Here is a 19,575-nt window from a genome sequence, read left to right on the forward strand (position 1 = left end):
GCGATCAAGTCGCGCATGGCGTGGGAGATGTGGGTGTTCAGGCGGTCCCAGACGAGAACGATCGGCGCCTTGACGAGCTGGTGGACACCGTCGACCAGGGCGATGAAGTCGCGCTCGCCCATGCTGCGGCGCTTGCCTCTGCCCGCGGGGTGGGTGATCAGGCGGTGGCACAGCCGGGTGCGCGAGCCCGGCCGCATGGCGATCATCCCGGCCACCGACAACCGTCCCGAGCGGCGGCCGCTGACCGTCACAACCGGCGTGCGGCCCCGCCGGCCCCAGGTGCGTCCTCTGGGCGGACGGCGGGTGAATCCTGCCTCGTCCTCGAAGCAGATGTAGCCCCCGCAGGCCGCCCGCGCTCTTTTACCTCCGCCCAGGTCACCTCCTTCCACGCGGTGACGGCCTGCTCGTCGCGCTCGGCCACCCGCCGGGCGGGGACCTGCGGGCTGAAGCCGAGCCGGTGCATCAGCCTCGTTGCCCCGGACACGCTGTAGGAAAGGTGGAACTTCCGCCCGATCAGCGTGGCCACCCGCGCCGCGGTCCACACCTGGTCCTCCACCCAGCCGTGTGCGGCCGGGCCCTGGTCCAGGTATGCGGCGAGTTTCTCCAGGCAGCGCGGCGACAGACGGCACCGCGACCCACCCGGGCCTCGAGAGGCCAGAGCCTGCACACCGCCATCGCGCCACAACTGGTGCCACTGGTAGGCCGACTTCGGGCTCACCCGCAGACGCCGGGCCACTTCCGGCGGCTTGATCCTCTGCTCGAACAGCTCGGCCGCCTGCATCCGCAGCGACTCCCGGCGCACCCGTCCCGCGGCGGTCAGCCCGCCCCCATCCGCATACCTCACACACCACCGGATACAACCACCGCAGCGAGCCCGTCAGGCAATTCGGGACAGTTCACCCTGACGAGCCGAAGTCAGTAACACCAACCGGTCCGTCACCGTCCCTGCTTCTGGCCAACCGCCCTGCGGGCAGCCGGAAGCAGGGGCCGTGCTTGCCTTGATACGCGGATGAATGCGGCATAGGTCCCCTCCTGTTCCGTCTGGCACCCACTGGGTGAACTTCAGGCGTAAGGATCGCGAAGCGGCCGCGGTTCCCGTACGCCTCGAACGATGGCTTCGGGAAGGTCCGAGCCAGCGGTGTAGTAGCGTCCTTGGGCCTCGCCCCGGGCAGCAAGCCAGCCTGCGCGGACGAGTTCGCGGATGTCGCGTTGGGCCTGCTGCTCGCTGAGCTCGGCGTCGGCCTGGTAGGTGGCGCGGCGCAGGCGGTTGCCCATGGCCGCGGGGTAGAGGGCGTAGAGCATGCGGTCGGGCCAGCCGCGCTGCTCAACGGCTTCGTCGAGGGCGCTCCAGACCTCGCGGGTGGTGTTCACCTGGCGCTCGACGCTCTGGGCCTGCTGATGGTGGGCGCGCAGGCAGAACCGCACCCAGGGCAAGGTGTCGCGGTCGGGAGTCCAGACGGGGCCGCCGACGTCGGCGAGTATGTCGTAGTAGCGGTAAGTGTTGCGGGCCCGGCCGAGCCATTCCTCGATGCTGGAGAACTCCGGCGCCATGATCCCCTCACGGGCCAGGACCAGGGTGTGCAGGGCGCGGGACATCCGCCCGTTGCCGTCCGACCACGGATGGATCGCCACCAGGTTCAGGTGCGCCATAGAGGCCCGCACCAGTCCCGGTGCGTTCAGGTCGCCCTCGTTCAGCCACTCGACCAGCTCGTCAGTCAGTACTGCCAGCTGCTGGGCATCAGGGGCGGTGTACGCGGCGATGGTCGGGTCTTCGGCGGAGGTGACGTACACCGGCCCGGTACGCCACCAGCCGGGCCGTTTGATCAGGTGGTGGCCCTGCATCATGAAGTGCAGCGCGTTGAGCAGGCCCTTGCTGTAGGCGAAGTCGTCGCCCGCTTCGGCGAGGCGTTGGATGTAGGTCATCGCCTGCCGATAACCCTCGATCTCGGCCGTGACGGTGTCGTTCGCATCGATCGGCGCTTCGCCGACCATGATGTCCTCGACGTCCGACACGCTCGCGGCGTAGCCCTCGATCGTGTTCGATCCGGCGATCGCCCGCGCCGTGAGGTTACGCCGCAGCTGCCCTTCCCAGCGACGTGAAGTGCGCAGATGGAGACGCAGCCGGTCGCGCATCTCGTCGATCTCCGCGAGGACGGACTGGTCGATGTCCTGCAGCGATGGCACACCATAGAGCATGAAGCAATGACACCATGACGGCATCAAGCATGCAAGCAGAATCGGCGTAACCATGGTGCATGAGCACTTCAATGCACCGCTGGGAATCAGCCTCCCCGGATCCGTTCAGCGAGATCATCACCGCCGACCTTCCAGCTCCGCCGGGCGCCCTGCGCTCGCAATACCGCACTTCCCCGCTCACCAGCCCCCGCTCGCCGGCCACACAGGCCACCCCGGCCCAGACACAGGCGTGGGCTAGCTTCCTGGCAGGGGCCGTCCACAATGGGCTCGACCCGACACTGGTCACCCAATGGCTGACCATCCTGGCCGACGCCACCGGCAGCCCCGTCCTCCCGTCCCTGGCCTCCATGCCGTTGGGTGACTACGTCAACCTCCGCCTCCCGGTCATCCTGACCGGCCTGGAAACCACCACACACGCCCCATACCTCGCCGGCTGGCACCTGCGGATCGAGCCCGAGCTCGGGCGTTTCCCCCTCCGCCTGATCACCACAGCTCTCATCACTGCGGCAGTTTTCAGCTGGATCGCCGATGGCTGCGGCCGCTCCACGATCAAGAACACCCTCGCCATGCTCTCTCGCATCTTCGAGCAGGCCATAATGGACGGCATCCTCGAACACAACCCCGCCCACATCACCGGCTGGCAGCGCGAATACCAGCAGGTCGAAGACGAACTGCGGGACCCCCGCTCCCTCGCCCTGCGCAACTGGGACGCCCTCGCCGAACTCGCCGATGCCCTGGTCACAGCCTCATACAACCGCTATCGCGGATGGGGTGATGTCGTTGTCCACAGCGCCTGCACTGCCACGCGGATCGGCGAGGTCTCCGGAGTCCGGGCCCGCGACGTCGATACCGACAAGTGGCTCCTGACCTGCCGCCGACAGACCACCCCCGCTCCCGGCGGCCTGGTCGACAAGCACACCAAGGGTAGGGTCGCCCGCCTCATCCCGATCATCGAACCATTGCGCCCGCTCATCATCAGGCGGCTCCAAGCAACGCGAGGCGACCCGGACGCCCGCCTCTACACCGGCCCGCGCGGCGGTCGCATCAGCACCGCAGTCCTGCGCGACGCCACCCACTGGGACGACGTAACCCGGGGCCTCGGCTACGAGCACCTACGCCGCCACGACCTGCGCCACACCGGCCTGACTTGGATGGCCGACGCCGGAATCCTTCCGCACATCCTCAAGGAAATCGCAGGCCACCGGCTCATCACCACCACCCAGCGTTACTTCCACCCCGACGTGCTCCGGATCCTGGAGGCCGGCCAAGCCCTCACTCATCACCTCGAGAAACTCCAACGCGACGGCCAGATCATCCGCCGCTGGTAACACGCCGTAACTGCCATCGCCTCGAAATGGCCGCCAACAAGCCGATCCGAGGCTGCACAAGTCACTACACGGCAAGCAGTAGGCGTCAGAAGGGCCTTGAAAATTCCCCGATATGAACCAGTTTGACTCACTTGACCTGCGGCCGGCGCACTTGACCGAAGGTCAAGTGCGCCATCACACGTCGCTCCAGCGAAGCGGCAAGGAGGTCTCGCACTTCACCTTGAGATCGAAGAACAATCCACACGCCAGCCACTGGGGCAACGGGTGGTGACGCACCTGCGGCCAAACCTGGGGACCATTTTGGGACCACCCGGGACCAAAAAACAGGCCCCAAAACCAGCAAGAGCGGGCCCTTGGTTTCCCAAGCACCCGCTCTCACAAGCGACTTCACAGTCGGGACGACAGGATTTGAACCTGCGACCCCTTGACCCCCAGTCGCCCGGCGAATCTCCTAACTGCACGTCAGAGCATAGACAGCGCGCGCTGTTCGTCCACCGGATGACAGTGCGCGGACCGATGTGCGAACCGCGTGGTCCCCGGCAAGTCCCCAATTCCCAAGAGTGAAGCCCATTGTGGTGACGGGGTTTTATGAGCTCGTAACACGATCACAATGTCGGCCTGTTGAGTCTCCTCCAGCAGACGATTGCGCGCGCGCGAGCGAGACCGATGGCTCGTGGAGGTCGAGGCGGTGTTCCCAGCGGACGGCGAGGCGCTTGAACTGGTAGAGCAGGGCGAAGGTCTGCGTCCACCACGTAGCGGAGCGTGCCCAGTCTACGGATGCGGGGTTCCCCTCGTCGGGAGATGGCGGGTCTCACTTGTTTTTCTTTACTCCGCTTCCAGCCGCATTACGACGTCTCGGATAACGATCGGTGCGGATGTCCGTTCGGACAGGACGTCCAGCAGGTCGGGGCGGATCACCACGGCGCAGCCGGTCGTCCGTGGCCACGGCAGGTGGTAGGCGCTCCGCTCGTACTCGGTGCGCCAGCAGATGAGCCGCAGGGCCGGACCGCGGTCGTCGTCCAGTGTCAGCGGGGGTCCAGGTTTCAGGCGCAGTGCGGCCCGCAGCCGCAGGGTGGGTGTTAGTGCGAAGCCGGGCAGGCCCAGGCCTTGGGCGGCGTCTGCGGCGGCGGTCATGTCGCGGTCGAGGCCGAGGAGCGGGGTTCCCGGCGGGGCGTCAGCGTCGGGGTGCTGTCCCGGCGGTCGGGTCCACTCCTCAAGGTCTCCGTTCAAGAAGAAGGGGGCAACGCTGCCTCGCTGGTTCCCGGTGTCCGTCACTTCCGGGCCTGAGAAGGTCACGACGGTCAGGCCGATCGTCCTGGTGTCCGATGACAGGAACTTGCGTTCCTCCACGGAAGCGAGGATGCGCCAGCCCGGGAGGGTCTGTCCGGTGAGTACGGCGGCTTGCGCCAGGGGCCGTGTGGAGGAGGTCTCGGCGGTTGTTCCGGCTACCGGGGTGTCCTGGTCGGACGGGGCGTCGGGGCCGGGTGGCAGCCGGAGGTCGGGGCGCGGCCAGCGTGCTTCTTCGAAGGCCAGCGGGATGCGGGGGTGGTCTGTCAGCACGGTGGCCAGCTGGTCCTCCCAGAGGGCCGGGTCGCTCGTGCCCAGGCCCTGCGAGAGCCTGTGCGCGCGGCTGCCCGCTGCCACCGTCTGGATCGCCTCTTCGATGGTCTCTTCGATGGCGAGGTAGGCGTCCGGCAGCTCGTCCTCGTCGGCACTGCGGTTGGCGCGGAGCTGGGCCTTGTTCCTCTCGATGGTGCGCTTGCTGTCGACTTGGCGGCGGGCCTTGGCGAGGATCGCTCGGATCAGCCCGGGCTGCAGCTGCTCGGCTTCGTTCAGCCGCGCGCGGGCCACTTCTGCGACCATCCCCTTCACGAAGCGGTCTTTCTGGCTGTCTTCCTGTGCGGCGGAGGTCCACAGGCGGCTCGGCGGGGTAAACGCGGCCGGGTCGGAGGGTCCCATGGGCACGCTGGCCGCATCGGTGAGCAGCCGGCGGGCGAGGGCGCGGACGGTGAGCATCGGTCCTCGGGCCAGTGCTTCGAGTGCGTGCTGGCAGTGGTCCACGACGGGTTGGGCTGCGGCTCCCTGTTCCTGGAGGAGGCACAGCAGCCACATCAGGGTCGCCGGATCGGAGAGTTGCTCCAGCGCGAGGGCGATGGCGGGTGCCGTGGCTTCGGGGCGCAGTGTGATCAGGTACCGCGTCGCGACCATCGCGCGGCGTTTGCCTTCCCGGTCGGCGTGGGCGAGTGCGGCCAGGGCCGCGGTCGCGAAGGCGTGGTCGAGGTCGCCGGGTGCGGGGGTGCCGTTGTCGTTGTCGGGGGCGCGGTAGGGGTGCTGGGGGTCGTCGCTGTCGTGGACGCGGGGTGCTCTGTTCTCGATGACCGTTGCGGCTTCGTCCCATAGGGCGAAGGCCAGGTCGAGGGAGTGGTTCGGGGGCAGGGCGAGGGATTGGTGGGCGAAGGCGAAGATTAGTGCCTGGGTGATGCCGTGGGTCCCGTACCGGCCGGCGCCCACCACTGCTTCGGCTTCTTCGGTGATGACGCGGTGGGTGAGGGTGGAGTCGAGTTGGGAGGCCGTGCGAAGGGCGTCGAGGGCTGTCTCGCCTCCGAAGTTCAGCCATCCGCCTTGTCCGCGGGTGCGTACCCAGGTCAGTGCGTAGGCCTCGGCGGCGAGAGCGTCGTGGCCGTTCTGGTGGAGCTTGTCCGCGAGGCGGCGCAGCAGGAGCGGGCCGTCGCGGAAGTCGAAGGGGCCGGCGATGGCACGCAGGACCTGTGCGGCGTCGTCGGTCTGTCCTCGGGTGGCGAGGTCGAGCAGGCCGTCGCCGACGAGGTCTGTCATCTGTTCGAGGGTGTGCTGTGGTGCGCCGGCCTCGTACGGGCTCAGGTGCCATGCGCGCAGTACCCGGATCAGGCCGACCGGTTCGGAGGGCGCGGGCGACAGGGCAGCAGGAGAGGCTGGGGCCGGGTTCGGCTGCGCGGGGACGGGTTCGGTATGGCGGTTGTGGGGTTCGTCGGTGGCCGGTGGTTCGGGCAGGGGGGTGAGCTGCGGGGCGCCGATGCGTTCGGCGACGGCATTGAGTTCCGCGACAAGCTGCGCGTCGTCCGGCCTGGTCTCGTCGATGGAGGAGTCACGGTTGGCCTGCCTCTCGTCGGCCCTGCTCATTGCGAGGCGCAGCAGCTGTGGAACATCGTCGGGCGTGGAGGGGCCGATTGTCCGGGCGAGCCGGTCCAGAAGTGCGGCGTCGCCTTGGCGGAGCGGGGTGTCCAGGGTGAGGCGCAGGGCAGTTGCCGCGACCGGGTCGGCGGTGTCGCTCCACGCGTCCCAGAGGTCTTCTCGGGCGCCGTGGAGGAGGGTGTTCGGGCCGTTGCAGTCGCTGAGCAGGCCGGTGGCGGCGAAATCGGCGAGGGCCACGGGATCTGCCCCGGCCAGGACGTTCCACCACCGCGGGCGGGCGGCGTTGGTCTCCTTGCCGTCGGTGTGATTGACAAGGCGTTCGCACAGTGGCTGGATGCGCGCCACCCGTGCCCGGCCCCGGGCCGGGTCCGCGGCGACCAGGGCGGGCAGCGGATCCAGGACCTCGTAGACGGTGATGTCTTTGCGCCAGCCGTAGGCCACCAGGAAGCGGCAGGCCGCCAGCCAGTGCTCCTCGGCCTCGGCGAGGTCGTCGGCGGTGAGGGCGAGACGCGCGTGGATGAGGCGGTAGCGGGCGAGGTCGCTGTAGAAGCGTCCGCCGGCCTGCTGTAGGAATTCGTTGCGGACGGCTTCGTCGACGCCGGCCCGCCGTGCGGGCGTGGTGTGCTCGACGGCGATCGTCAGGAGCGTGTCGGCCGGCAGCGGTCCGCCCATCTCGCCGCGCAGGCTGACGCTGATTTCCCGGCTGACGTGGATGAGGGTCTTCCACGCCTGTGGCCAGTCCTGGTCGGACACGAGGGCGGCCGCCCGGCGTACCGACTCTTCGATGAGTGGATGGATCGGGTAGAGGTCGCAGGCGCGCGGTTTGCCGGTGAAGGGGCTGAGGTCTGCGGTCAGGAGATCGAGGGCTTCGATGACCAGGCCAGACCGGGTGGGTGCTTCGGCGGCTTCGGCGAGGGCGAGGGCGATCGCGTACCGCAGCCAGCAGGGGTACCAGCCGGGCCCCTGGACGAGAGCCGGTACCGCGTCGAGGGCGATGGGGTCGGTTCGTGCCGTGATCGCCAGCGCGTCGAGCCACCTGGCCACGGCCTCGGGGCTCCACCGGACCTGTTCGTTCTGTACGTCGTAGGTCAGGGAGAACAGGGTGTCGCGGGCCGTCGAAGTCTCGTCTGCCGCAAGGCCTGCGGCGAGATCGGTGGCGGCGACCCCAAGGGCGAGCAGCCGGTGCGCCGTTCCCATCACGTATCCCAGGTTGGCGGCCTTCTGCGCCCAGTCGTCGGCGCTGCCCGCCGCTCCGGGCACCGCGCCTGCGGCGATCTGCTCGGCGACGGCGAGGCATACCGGGCCGCCGATCTCAAGGCGCGGCACCAGGTCGGTGACGGCCGCGCTTCCGACGGTGTCGAGGAGCGTCTTAACGACGGCGTCGGCCGCTGCCTGGTCACCCTGTTCGTCGAACCACTCGGCGATGCGGTCCAGCGACACCGGCCGGCCGGGCCCGTCCTCGCACGGCTCCTCTCCTGTCCCCTGATTGGTCGCCGACAGGCACAACCGGCCACGCAGGTATGCCAGGTCGACGGCCCGGTCGGACTCCGCCCCGTAGGAGGTGTTGTCCGATTCCGCCTCGTGGTCGTGTGCCGTCATGTACGCGTGCCAGGGTGCCACGGCGCCTGCCTCGTCGAGGACGGCGCACATCTGCAGACCTGCCCGGGCGGGCATGACGGTCCGCCCATCGTGCAGGAGCCGGTCCGCCAGCGTCTGAGCCCCCATCAAGGCAATCGGCACGTCGGCAAATTCCACCAGGACCGCATCGAAGCGCTCGAACTCGAACGTCTGCGCGGCCCTGGCGAGTTCGACGTAACGAGCGACGAGGGGCCAGTTCGCCGTCCTGGCGGCGCAGCGCACGCCGGTGGCCAGGTTGTCCCTGATCGCCGAGGCCGGGTGGGCGGTGGCGACGGCACGGGTGACGAAGTCCCGCCCGATGTGGTCGAGCACCTCCGTGTCGCGTCCCGCTTCGGCGAGGATCTGCAGGAGGCGGCGGAAAGCCCGCGGGTCGTCGAACAGTCCCTTCTCGGTCAGCCAGGTGGCGATCAGCGCCAGCGTCGATTCCAGGGCCCCGGGGTTGTTGTCGTAGCCCAGGCGCAGGTAGCGGGCGAACGACTCGTGGTAGACGCGGATTTCGCCGGGTCCGGCTGTCCCGGAGAGCACCGGGGCCAGCACCTTCAGCGCGCCGTCGATCCTGTGCGCCCGGTCCGGGATGATCTGCCCGAGCTCCTCGCGGGTGACGGACATGCCGAGCAGGGCGATGATGTCCGCGACGACGTCGGCTTCCGCACCGAGGGTGTCGTAGAGGTGGTTGTAGTAGCCCTCCAACGATCCCTGGTAGGCAGGGAGCGCCCGCACCACTGCCGTGGCTTTCGTGATCGTCTCCGGCCGGAGGGCGACCTCGCGGCAGAGGTACGTCGCGTACAGGGCGTTTCCGCCCGAGCATTCCTGTAGCGCGTCCAGGAAGTCGGTCACGTCGCGGTCGTCGGTCAGGAGCGCTTCGGTGCGCTCGTCGTCCGCCGCCGGGACGAGTTTGAGCCGCTGGGCGACGGCGCGGCACTCGTGCGCGGTCAGTGGCGGCACGGCGACGGATGCCGCCCCCGTGTCCTGGAGGGGGACGAGGTGGTTTCCGGGCTGGCTGAGCACGATGAGGACGCTGCCTGGCGGAACGGGCAGCGAGCCGAGGACCGCGGCGAGGGCCAGGGACGGATCGGCTCTCCTGGTCCTTCCTCCTTGTACGCGGGTGACGTGGTCCAGTCCGTCCACGACGAGCGCCACGCGGCGGGTGGGGTCCTTGCGCAGGGCGGTGTCCACCGCCGTGGTCAGCGCTTGCGCATCGGCGGCGAAACGCGGGCGCTGCTCCTGGACGAGGTCGGGGTCCGCCTCGGCCAGCCGGCTCAGAAGGCTGCCGAAGACCGTTTCGGTGACCACCCGGGTCAGCTGGTCGCCGTCGGCGTCGCCGAGGTAGCAGTAGTGCTCGGCGACCAGCCATCCGTCACCGGTGAGTTGGTCGACCAGCTGCTGGCATGCCCAGGACTTGCCCTGTCCCGGAGGGCCCGTGACCAGCAGGACTCCCCCGCTGGCCGCCGCTGTCGCGGCCGCTTCCGCCAGGACGCCGACCGTGGCGGGCCTGGCCACTTCCAGGGCTCGGTCGACAGGGTTCGCGCGCACGACGGCGCCGAGGTCGCTGCGCAGCTGGGCCTGGCGCAGGAGCTCGCGAGGTGTCACCTCGGTGCCGCGCTGCCGGGCGGAGCGGACCGTGCGGATCAGCGCCTCGGCGACGTCCACCGGGGAGCGTCCCCCGTTGGGGTAGATCCCCGCGCCGAGCTCGCCGCGTACTCGTTGGAGGAGAAGCTGTTCGGCCGACCCTGGCTGCAGGAGGTCCGTCGTCATGGCCGGTGCACCGACTTCCACCACCAGGTGCTCGCACAGCCATTCCAGGTCCTGCTTGGACACGGCCTTGTCACCGCTGGTCAGGAACCCGAAGACGTTGCCCGCCTTGCGCCGGCCCCGCGCGGGCAGGTCGAACCCTCGCCATAGGGCTTCCGCGTCGAACCGCAGGAGTGTGGTGTTCATCCCCGACAGGAAGGGCGCGTCGGAAGAGCTGGCGGGCACCATCACCGCGTTCAGTGCGTCGTTATCCGGAGGTGCGTCGCGCATCACAATGCGCAACCGGTGGGCGGTGGCGCCCGCACCTGGTCCGTCCCGGTCGGCGACGGCAGCCGCCACAAGGCGGTCCAGCCTCAGTCCGCGGTCGTCGGTCGTGAACGTGGTGTAGCCGAGGGGGCCTTCCTCGTCCGAGTGCTTGAACTGGGTCCGCTCACGGGATCCGTCTGCGTTGATCACCGTGAGATCGTCGAAACGGTCGTCCGTCACCAACTTCTCGTCGACATGGACCCTGGCGATCCCGCCGAGCAGCAGGTCGACGACGCGGCCTGCCTCCATCAAGTCCTGGTACTCGTACCCGCGGTGCGCGGCAGTCAGATCGCTCATGTCGACAGCATTCTCCACCGTCGGACATCCTGCGGCGCAGAAGTGACCAAACCGCGACGAAGGCTCCCGATCAGGTCCACCGGCTTTGCCATCGCTGGGGACCGCGAAACGGACCTGGCGCGGCCGGCTCGCACCCGAACGGATCAGGCTGTCGTTCTGGGTGCTGCGCGTTGCCCGTGCGCGTGGCTGAGCAGGTACAGCGCCGCTTGGAGGATGAGCGCGACGTGGTGCCTGGGCGGAGTGCCGGTCAGGCCGTGGAGGATGTCGTTGCGCAGGTTCATCCCGCGGTCGGAATCGACCAGGAGGAGTTCCAGCGCTCGGCTCCAGTCCGCCGGGTACCCGGCCTCCGGCATGCTCTGCAGCAGCCCGCCCAGCATGGCGACTCCACCGGGGGTCTGCCCCTTGGCCACGGAGACGATGGAGACCCGGGTACGCAGGAGCTCCCGGAGGATCTGCTCGACCTGGGGCAGCGCGACGCACGCCGCGGCCTCGAACTCCCCCAGCCAGTAGTAGAGGAAGGCCCGGGCGAGGATCCGCGCGCGGGGTTCGGGCAGCACCGTCTCGTGTGCCAGAGCGCCGATCATCTCGAACTCGTCGGGCCGGAAGCGCTCGTGGATGCGGTCGAGCTGGACCGCGGTCAGCCTCCCGAACACGCCCAGGCCGTCGACCTGCATCTGCACGGCGTGGTCGTCGTCGGCGTCGACGGGCGGGCGGACGAAGACCGGTCCGGCCGGGTTGATGCGCGAGCGCGGGAGCCGCAGAAGGCCGTCGAGCGCGCCGTCGGCCTCGGCCTGGGCCTGCGTGCGCATCGCCGGATGGATGTCCTCCACGGTGCGCCACAGTGCGGTCTGCAGATCTGGGGCGGCATCGACCAGCGCCCGCTGCCCGGTAACCAACGCACGCGGGAGGGTGCCCTCACTGCGGATCACAGTCCACTCCAGCGTGGTCTGCTGCAGCGCCATCACGGCACGTACCCGCAACTCGGACAAGCCCCGCTTCTGCGCCTCGGTCGCCGCCTCCGTCAGGTAGTACAGGCGGCGGTGCCCGGCATCGGCAGCATCAGCGGCATCGAGGAGGGTGTGAACCACCGCAGTGTCGATCTCCGTACGGCGGCTCGGGGGCGCGCTCTCCCGCAACAGCTCAAGGAAGCCGAGCCGGTCGTCCACGTCATGGGCGAAGCGCTCAGCCGCCCGCTCGGCGAGGTCCGCGAGGACCGCGGCGTCGCCTTGCGGACCCCTCAGCTCCTCCAGGAGACCCAGCAGGGCTCGCCCCTCGTCCTCGTCTCCGTCCAGGATGCGCTCGGCCAGGGCAAGGGCGTCCGTGGTCGCGCGGTCACGAAGAAGAGGCTGGTTGAACCTGCGGGCCAACTCCCTGGCCCTCGTCAGGCATCTGGCGGCCCGCGACAGCCCGTGGCCCTCCCGGGGAGTGGCCAGCAGCAGCTGCGCCGCGTCGAGGTACCCGGTCGCTGCGCCGCAGATGTGGTCGTACGTACGGCCGTGGCCGGCGTCGAGGAGCAGATGATGGAGGTGGCCGCGAAGGAGGGGATCACTCACGCCGTCCGCGTACAGGTTCCAGATCTCCAACTGGGCTGGTGCGGGCTGACTCGGCAGCCCCGCCTGCGCCTCCTGGCGAGACTTTGTCCCCTCGGACGGCCGGAGGCGCAGGGCTGCAACCAGTGCATCCCGCTGTTCGGCGGCAGCGCGCGAACCGACGTCCGCGGCCCGGAGGGCGAACGCGGTGGATGTGTGGAACGGGGCGTCCTTCGCCGCCTTCATGAGTGCGGTGAGCACGCTCGGCTCGATCTGCGGCACGGGGCCTCGCTTTCGTCACCAGCAGTATCGGAGCAGTCGTGGTCGGCGCGCACCGATTTTCGTGGGCCTTGGCAACCCGGCGACTCCAGTTCCGCGGGCCTCGGGAGCGCCACCAGTCCTTACTCGATTCCCGCTTCCTGCAGCACGGTAAGCAGCGCACCGATCGCCCCGGGCGTCGGGTTCTCCCACACCTGTGCCGCGGCCTCCTCGATCCGGCTACGGTCCTCGCCGCTCAGATCGCGTGCCCTGGCTCCGAGCTGATCGAGGTAGGCGGTGTGCCCCGGCGAAGGAGTGAGGTCGCCCGTACCAGCATGATGCCCCGTCAGCACACGCCGCGGGGCGGACCCGCATCTCCTGGGTTCACCGCGCGGTGAGCCGGAAGTCCGCCGACCGCCGCCCCGACGCGCGCCCCGACTCAGGGCCCGACCGAGCAGCACCCGCACTACCGGCCAGGCCGCCAGGCGCCGCGCACTCGGGCCGGGACCAGCCCGGGTCCTGTCCGTACTCGGCCACCGCCAGGCCCGAACGGCGGCCGGCACGTAGTCCAAGCCCCGGCGGAGCGGCCCCGGTGCGGGTTATGCCAGTTCCACCTCCAGGAGAACCGGATGCGGTCCCACCTCGTTGCCGCGGTTATCTGCCAGCAGCAGGACCCGCCCGTCACCGGCGAGGGCGAGCGCCACAGCCCGGTTGAGGCCGGGCAGGCGGCACACCAGCGAGTGCTGGTTGGTGGTCAGGTCGGTCCGGTAGAGGACGACGACGGCCCCGCTCGGGTCCGGGCCGGCGCTGAGCACGGTGTTCGCGTCCAGGGCGAGCAGCGCGGTGCAGCTCATGGGCGGGCCGTCGCGCCAGTTCTCCTGGTCCAGGACCATGTCCGGTCCGACGTCCAGGCGGCCGCTCTTGCTGCCGCCGGCCAGGTAGAGTCGGCCATCCTCGGTGAAGACGACGTCGTCAACCTGCCCGTCGAACTCGATGCTGTACCGCTGCTCGTCGCCGAGCCGGTCGCCGACGCTGACCAGGGTGTGGGAGCCCCGGTAGACCGGGCCGATGGGGCCGGTGCTGGAGAACGCCCACACGCTGCCGTCGGGATGGGCGAGCAGGCGGCCGGCGCCAGCGATCGCGCCTGCGACCGCCTCCAGCTCGCCGTCCTTGCGGGAGACCACGACGTCTCCGCTCAGCACCAGGAACTCGCCGTCGCCGCGGAGCTGCGCGCTGCTCTCGTGAACGTGCCCGTCGAGCACCAGGTCCCCCTTGGGGACCGTGCTGCCGGTGGCGGTGTCGAGACGGTGCACGCCGCCGCGGGTCGTCACCAGCACCTCCTGCCCGTTCGCGCGGGTGAGGCCGGTCGGTTCCTCGAACGGGGTGGCTGCCCACAGCGGCCGGACCGTCACCCCGGGGGCGTACTCGGCGCTGGGAAGGACGGTGTCGGTGGCGGCGGCGGACCAGCGGGGTACGGGGGCCGGCCGGTCCGGGGTGAGCAGATCCGTGAGGCTCACGTAGGAGCCGCCGCGGCGGGCGGCGATGGTGTGCAGGCGGGAGAACAGCTGGTGGGGCGTGAGCAGTTCCGACACCAGTGCCTCGATGTGCGCCCGGTCGAGCAGCACCACGGCCGGGTCCTTCTTGGAGTTCTCCAAGACTGCGGAGATGTAGCCGGAGATGGAGAAGAACCCCGGGCGGATGCCTGACAGGCGCGTCTTCAGGCGCCTTTCGATCTTTCCGATCGGGTCGTCGTCCACGGCCTCGGCCAGCCACTTCGCCTCGGCGATGTAGCTGACGCCGTCGACCGCGAAGACCACGTCGATCTCGTCACGGCCGTCTTGGCCCCGGTTGTCCGCCCGTGCCTCGGTACCGCCAGCGGTCAGCACGTCGGCGAGGTACTGGTTGAACTCCCGGCCGCGCTTCGCCTTGGCCACCTGGGTGTTCGGGGCATTCCGCAGCTCCCGGTACCTGTCGATCAACTGGAGTCGAATGTTCACACCGGCATTGTGGGGCCGGACGGAGCCTGGGGGGGACTTCCAGGCCGATTTGTACACGCGAGCCCTGGGAGCACAGCCGTGGCGGTGGTGCGAACCGGCGAAGGCCCGGACCGTGGAGAAGGCGCTCGGCCTCGCTCTGGGGCGCCGGGAGCGTGTCGGCGCGGCGGGCCCGTGGCTGACCGGTCCGGCGGCAGTGCTGTTCGACGCCGGCTTCCTGGTCTCCCAGCCCGCCCTCACCGCCGCGGTGCGGGCGACCGACGAGCAGGCTCTGGGAGCCGCCCGCACTGGTACCGTCGCCATGTTCCGGGCGCTGCCGCTGCTCGCCCGCCTGGTCTCCGCCACCGCCGGCGACGCCAACCTCGCTGGGATGAAGGGCTTCGGGCAGCTCAACGAGAACCCGGAGTTCGTCCAGCGGACCTGCCGGTGTTGGCCTGGTTGCAGCTCATACTCAGCAATAGCCCATTCCAGAAGGCCTTCGCTCGTACCTGCCCAAGTGCCCTCAGGGTCGCGCCACTTTGCGGCAGACTGACCACCGCTGGGTGGCGCCGGCTCAGCAAGACCTGCTTGGACGTCCGCCGAGCAGCCTGTGATCGCTACTGCCGGGCGCTCGCGCCTGCCTCGTGCACATCACGTGCATGCCGGGAGCAGGACTACCCGTACGGGAGAGCACGGAAGGGGATAGCATCGTGAATCACTGGGTCGGTATCGTTTCTCTGCGCGACCATCCGGTCCCTACCCCCGTGCACCGGATCGCGCAGGCAATCCAGGCCGCCGCGCTTCGGCGCTCGTACACCATGGACGGCAGGACGATCCCCTACGAGCGCGTGCGCTCGGCGGTCCGTCAGATCGGCCGCCAATATGGACTCCTCGGCGACTGGGGTCGGTCCCAGACGTGCGCGGACGCAGCCAGTCTGTTCTATGACGGCGCGGTACCGCCCAGCGTCCTCCCATGGTGGCTACTCGCGGATCTACGCGCAGAACTAGACCGACCCTCTCGACGACCCAACCGGTCACGGAACGCCCGCCATTTCTCAAGTCAACACGCGCATCGGACTCAATTCGCAACCACGACACCATCGCCGCGGCCTTCAACAGGTCAGCGATCTGACGACAGCCAACTGGCAACCCGGGCGTATCGCGTGATCGACGTGGAACCGGCCCGGCTTCTCGGCATCCCGGAAGGGGTCGAGTCCCCACACTCCCAGCTGCAGTCGACCCTGAACGCATGCGGGCTCAACGGTGGAGCCACCGAAGACCTGAGGTGCTGGTTGGCACTGGCGAGCTTCCATACCAGCCACCTCTACGAGAACTCGCACGATCTTGAAGAAGTCGGCGCGAAGAGCTTGACCATGCTGCAGCGGCTTGGCCGGTCCTACGCTGACCTCGTATGCGCCGACACCTACGTGAAGGTCGCTGCTCCGGCCACGGCTGGGGCGCAGAGCAGCGATGTCGTCCGGATGGCCACCACGGTCCGGCAGGAGCTGGGCCAGTGGCTGCGGTCCCTCGGTGCGGCTCAGCTAGGGAAGGGTGAGGCCGCGAACGGCGGTGCCGCCTCCGTCTACGAGCAGGTCGCCTATCAGGTTCTGGGCGCTCTTGCCCTCCATGGCTGCTTCTCTGTCGCAGCTACTCTGCTGGAGACGGTGTGCCCATCCCTGACATCCGTTGTCGTCACACGAGGCGAATCACCCGTAAGCGAGTTGGAACGCGAGTTTTCGAGGACTCGCTTGACGTGGACCTACCGGGAGGACGGTCCTGACCATGCGCGTGTCTTCACAGCCGTGGTCGACAGTGAAGACGGCCGCCAGGCCGAGGGAAGGGGTCCGTCGAAGAAGGCCGCGCGCAGCGCCGCCGCCCAGGCGTTCTTGGGCCGCTTTGCCCGCCGCCAGCGCGCGGCTGCCGAGGCAGTGTCCGCGAGGAGCGTGCCGCCTCTGTGCTATTCAGCTCCGGGGAATGCTCACCGCCAAACGGTCGCTGATCTGCGGGCCATGTTCGAGCTCGACCAACGGGAGGAGCCCTGGCTCACGCAGGCACTGACTCACACCTCTTGGGCGTACGAGAACAAGCGGGAGCTGGCCTCGGCGCGCCAGCGCGACAATACCTTCCTCGCGCACCACGGCTCCCTCGTGGCAGCGTTCCTGGCCGCCCTCAACCGGTGCCGTAACACCTTCTCGACGACTTTGGATCCAGACAAGGACCAGGCCCGCATCACTGGCATCAACAACGAGTGGACCCACCAGCTCGGCCAGGCGCTGAACCTTGACGCAGGCCTTCTCCTCGGACGGGGTGAAACCGGTCGAGAGAGATCCCGGTTGCTCGACGGAGCCACACAAAGCGTGCTGGCCGTCGCCTGGCGTGCCCACGAAAACCGGCTATTGCAGCGACGTCCCGATGCTCTGGACCGATGGTTGGAAGGACTCGGCCACGAACTGGACTCCTTCACCCAACTGCAGCAGATCTGCAGCGCCTACGGGATGGGCCTTGACCACGAATTCGAGGTGACCGGACCCGACCACCAAAGCGTCTATCACTGCCGGCTGACCATGACGAGCCATCGCCGCACCCTCACCTGGCAGGCCAAGGACGGAGGCCGAGGGCACAGCGCTGCCAAGATCCAGGCGTCGCGCGAGGTGCTTGACATCATCACGGCTGACCTCGTCAGCGAGAATCATGCATGGAACGCCCAAGAACGCGCGCTGGCCTGCGGCATGCTGCTCTCCCAGATAGAGGGTGCAGCGGCACTCAGTCAGCGAGCGATGGAGCGTGCCATTGCTCGGGGAGACCTCGGCATGGCAGCGCTCGTCACCGGGGACACGAGGGCGTTCGCGGCCTGGGCCGAGGCAGCCTCCGAGCTTGTCGGCGGGATCCCCGAAAAGCTGGCCCACGCCATGTCGCCGTTGTACCGGGCAGCAGTCCGCTACCAACGGATCGGCCATACCTCTCCGCTGGCACGAGCACGCAGGGCGCTGGGCGAAGGCTCCGAGGCCGTCGCGCGCCGTCTCGCCGCGCAAGCAACCTCGCGGGCCCTGGACCATCCGCTGGCCGCCGATCTCCGAGGCGCGGTCGTCGACTGGTGGCGCAGCTCAACCGCCAAGGTCGCCCTGCGAATATCGGACGAGTGGGTAACGCGCGACAGGCACCTGCTACCTCAGCAGACCGGCGCGTTGACCGAGGTGCTGGAGTGGTGTGCGCAGGCTGCGGCGGCGGCTGGTAGAGCCGTGAACATCGAGCTAGCCGCGCCCGACGAGAACGCCCATGTGCTGATCGAGCTTCCGGGCGTTGATGTCCCAGCAACATGCAACGCGCTCACCAGCCTGCTCAACAGCACCGTTCCCTTCTTCTCCTGCACTCCGGACGAGGACCGGGTCCTGCTAGAGCTCACTCAGCCCCCCGAGCCGGCGTCACTGCCGGCTCTTGCACGGGTCGGCCTGGACGCATACACGAACAGCGCCCCACGCCCTCGGCAGGCTGGTGTAGATACAGCCGCCATCTCTGAACAGCGCGCCGATGAGGACGCGCAAAGGGATTTCGCCGCAGATAGCGACTACCCGCGGGACATCCTGCCGGGCCATGCTCAGGACGCTGTGCTGCCCGCACCCTGACCTGGCTTCCTCCTCCAGCTTTCCGGGCGCAGGCACACACGTCGGCGGTGACCACCGAGACTAGGTGGGGAGGGCTCTCTCATCACCATCGCCAAGGGGGAAGCCCTGTTCACGACGACGAACAGGTGGCGGGTGATGGCGGAGTGATGGCAACTCAAACGCCATGCTCCGCCAGCTGCCTTCTCCGAGCGCTGACAGCCATCGTGGGGACAGGCTCTCCTTCTGGAGGAACGCATGGCTGCTCATCCTGACCGTGGACGGATCTACCGGCGATGCGGCTGCCGCGACGCCAACGGAAATCAGTTCGGCGCGCGGTGCCCCAGCCTCAACCGCGCAACGCGCCACGGCTCCTGGGCCTACGCCTTCGACGTGCCGCTCGACCGACGGACGCCGCCGACAGCGATGCCGCAGCGGCTTCCCCACCCGCAAGGCCGCTCGCGGGGCGCTGGAGCATGCTCTTGAGTGCGAGCGCACCGGCCTGGACCGTGACGACGACCTGACGGTGGCCGGCTATCTGGCCGGCTGGCTGTGCACCAAGGAAGACGTGCTCAAGCCCACCACCTTCGCCCGCTACCGCGACCACGTACACAACGACCTCATTCCGGCCTTCGGCCGGCTCAAGCTGTCCGACCTGCGCGAGCGGCACATCACGGCCTGGAACGACGCCGAGCTGGCCCGCGGGCGGGGACGCACCAGCGTCTACCGGGCCGGCGCCACCCTCTCCAGCGCCCTGAACACCGCAGTCCGCACCCGGCGGCTGGCCGACAACCCGGCGCGCTACGCCATCATGTCCCGCCCCGCCGCACCCGAGCGGATCTGCTGGACCCCGCCGCAGGCCGCGGCGTTCCTGCGGCACAACCACGACACCTACGGCGACCAGCTGGCGGACGCATTCGAAGTGCTGCTGGGCACCGGGATGCGCCGCGGCGAACTTCTGGGTCTGCACTGGCCCGAGGTGTACCTGGCCGAACGGCTGCTGCTGGTGCGGTGGAACCTCACTGCCGTCGACAACAACCACCTCCACCTCTGCCACCCCAAGACCAAGGCGAGCCGGAACTGGGTCAGCCTGTCTGCTCGGGTGGTCGCCGCGCTCGAACGGCGAGCTACGCCCGCGCGGGCGCTCCTGCCGGAGGACGCCCCGCTCGAAGGGCTCGTGTTCTGCCAGCCGGACGGCGCGCCACTGCGCCCGCAACAGCTCCTGGTCACGCTGCGCCGCAGGTCGGCGGAGATCGGTCTCCCGCGGATCGGGGTTCACGACCTGCGGCACACGGCCGCCAGCATCATGATCAGCTCCGAGGTTCCGCTGGCCGTGGTGTCGAAGACGCTGCGGCACTCGACGCTGTCTACCACGGTCAATATCTACGGCCATCTGCTCCCGCACGCCGCCCGCGATGCCGTCACCGCCCTGTGCCAGGCGCTCGACGACGCCTCGCCGCCTTCCGCCGCCCCAGACGGCGAAGCGTCAGACCTTCCGGACGCCGCGTAGCTGGCAGAACGTCACCAG

The 19,575-nt window shown here is 69.1% G+C and carries 9 protein-coding genes and 1 pseudogene; 4 read left to right on the plus strand and 6 right to left on the minus strand.

What is annotated here, in order from left to right; all coding sequences use genetic code 11:
* The 3 genes and pseudogenes from ACIOFR_RS25595 to ACIOFR_RS25605 all read right to left on the minus strand — a co-directional run.
* A pseudogene (locus ACIOFR_RS25595) lies at positions 1-206 on the minus strand (IS630 family transposase); the annotation flags it as partial.
* Between the two features lie 41 nt (positions 207-247).
* Complete coding sequence (locus ACIOFR_RS25600; protein ID WP_329492311.1) at positions 248-802, minus strand: winged helix-turn-helix domain-containing protein; 555 nt, start codon at positions 800-802, stop codon at positions 248-250.
* A 260-nt stretch (positions 803-1,062) separates the two neighbouring features.
* On the minus strand, positions 1,063-2,184 hold the full coding sequence (locus ACIOFR_RS25605; protein WP_401001220.1) for a Fic family protein: 1,122 nt from the start codon (positions 2,182-2,184) through the stop codon (positions 1,063-1,065).
* Between the two features lie 71 nt (positions 2,185-2,255).
* Here ACIOFR_RS25605 and ACIOFR_RS25610 point away from each other — a divergent pair, with 71 nt between their 5' ends.
* Positions 2,256-3,524: a tyrosine-type recombinase/integrase gene (locus ACIOFR_RS25610; protein ID WP_401001221.1), complete on the plus strand. Its 1,269-nt coding sequence runs from the start codon at positions 2,256-2,258 to the stop codon at positions 3,522-3,524.
* An 825-nt stretch (positions 3,525-4,349) separates the two neighbouring features.
* Here ACIOFR_RS25610 and ACIOFR_RS25615 read toward each other — a convergent pair.
* From ACIOFR_RS25615 to ACIOFR_RS25625, 3 genes are all read right to left on the minus strand, one after another.
* On the minus strand, positions 4,350-10,688 hold the full coding sequence (locus ACIOFR_RS25615; protein ID WP_401001222.1) for an AAA family ATPase: 6,339 nt from the start codon (positions 10,686-10,688) through the stop codon (positions 4,350-4,352).
* A gap of 143 nt (positions 10,689-10,831) precedes the next feature.
* Positions 10,832-12,499 (minus strand): hypothetical protein, encoded by a 1,668-nt coding sequence (locus ACIOFR_RS25620; protein ID WP_401001224.1) that lies wholly within the window; start codon positions 12,497-12,499, stop codon positions 10,832-10,834.
* 575 nt (positions 12,500-13,074) lie between these two features.
* A complete protein-coding gene (locus ACIOFR_RS25625) occupies positions 13,075-14,472 on the minus strand; it encodes a hypothetical protein (protein ID WP_401001225.1) in 1,398 nt (465 codons plus the stop codon).
* Positions 14,473-14,584: 112 nt separating this feature from the next.
* Between ACIOFR_RS25625 and ACIOFR_RS25630 the strand changes: the two genes are divergently transcribed.
* The 3 genes from ACIOFR_RS25630 (at position 14,585) to ACIOFR_RS25640 (ending at position 19,557) form a co-directional block, all read left to right on the plus strand.
* Entirely contained in the window at positions 14,585-15,001 is a 417-nt protein-coding gene (locus ACIOFR_RS25630; RefSeq protein WP_401001226.1) for a hypothetical protein, read from the plus strand.
* A gap of 610 nt (positions 15,002-15,611) precedes the next feature.
* A complete protein-coding gene (locus tag ACIOFR_RS25635) occupies positions 15,612-18,071 on the plus strand; it encodes a putative dsRNA-binding protein (protein ID WP_401001227.1) in 2,460 nt (819 codons plus the stop codon).
* 502 nt (positions 18,072-18,573) lie between these two features.
* On the plus strand, positions 18,574-19,557 hold the full coding sequence (locus tag ACIOFR_RS25640; protein ID WP_401001229.1) for a tyrosine-type recombinase/integrase: 984 nt from the start codon (positions 18,574-18,576) through the stop codon (positions 19,555-19,557).
* Positions 19,558-19,575: the final 18 nt, after the last annotated feature.

The organism is Kitasatospora sp. NPDC088346 (assembly GCF_044740765.1).
Classification (GTDB): domain Bacteria; phylum Actinomycetota; class Actinomycetes; order Streptomycetales; family Streptomycetaceae; genus Kitasatospora.

What these genes read in the sequence shown, in the direction of transcription:
- ACIOFR_RS25610 (WP_401001221.1), top strand. Translation starts at nt 2,256, where the DNA reads ATGAGCACTTCAATGCACCGCTGGGAATCAGCCTCCCCGGATCCGTTC.
- ACIOFR_RS25615 (WP_401001222.1), bottom strand. Translation starts at nt 10,688, where the DNA reads ATGAGCGATCTGACTGCCGCGCACCGCGGGTACGAGTACCAGGACTTG.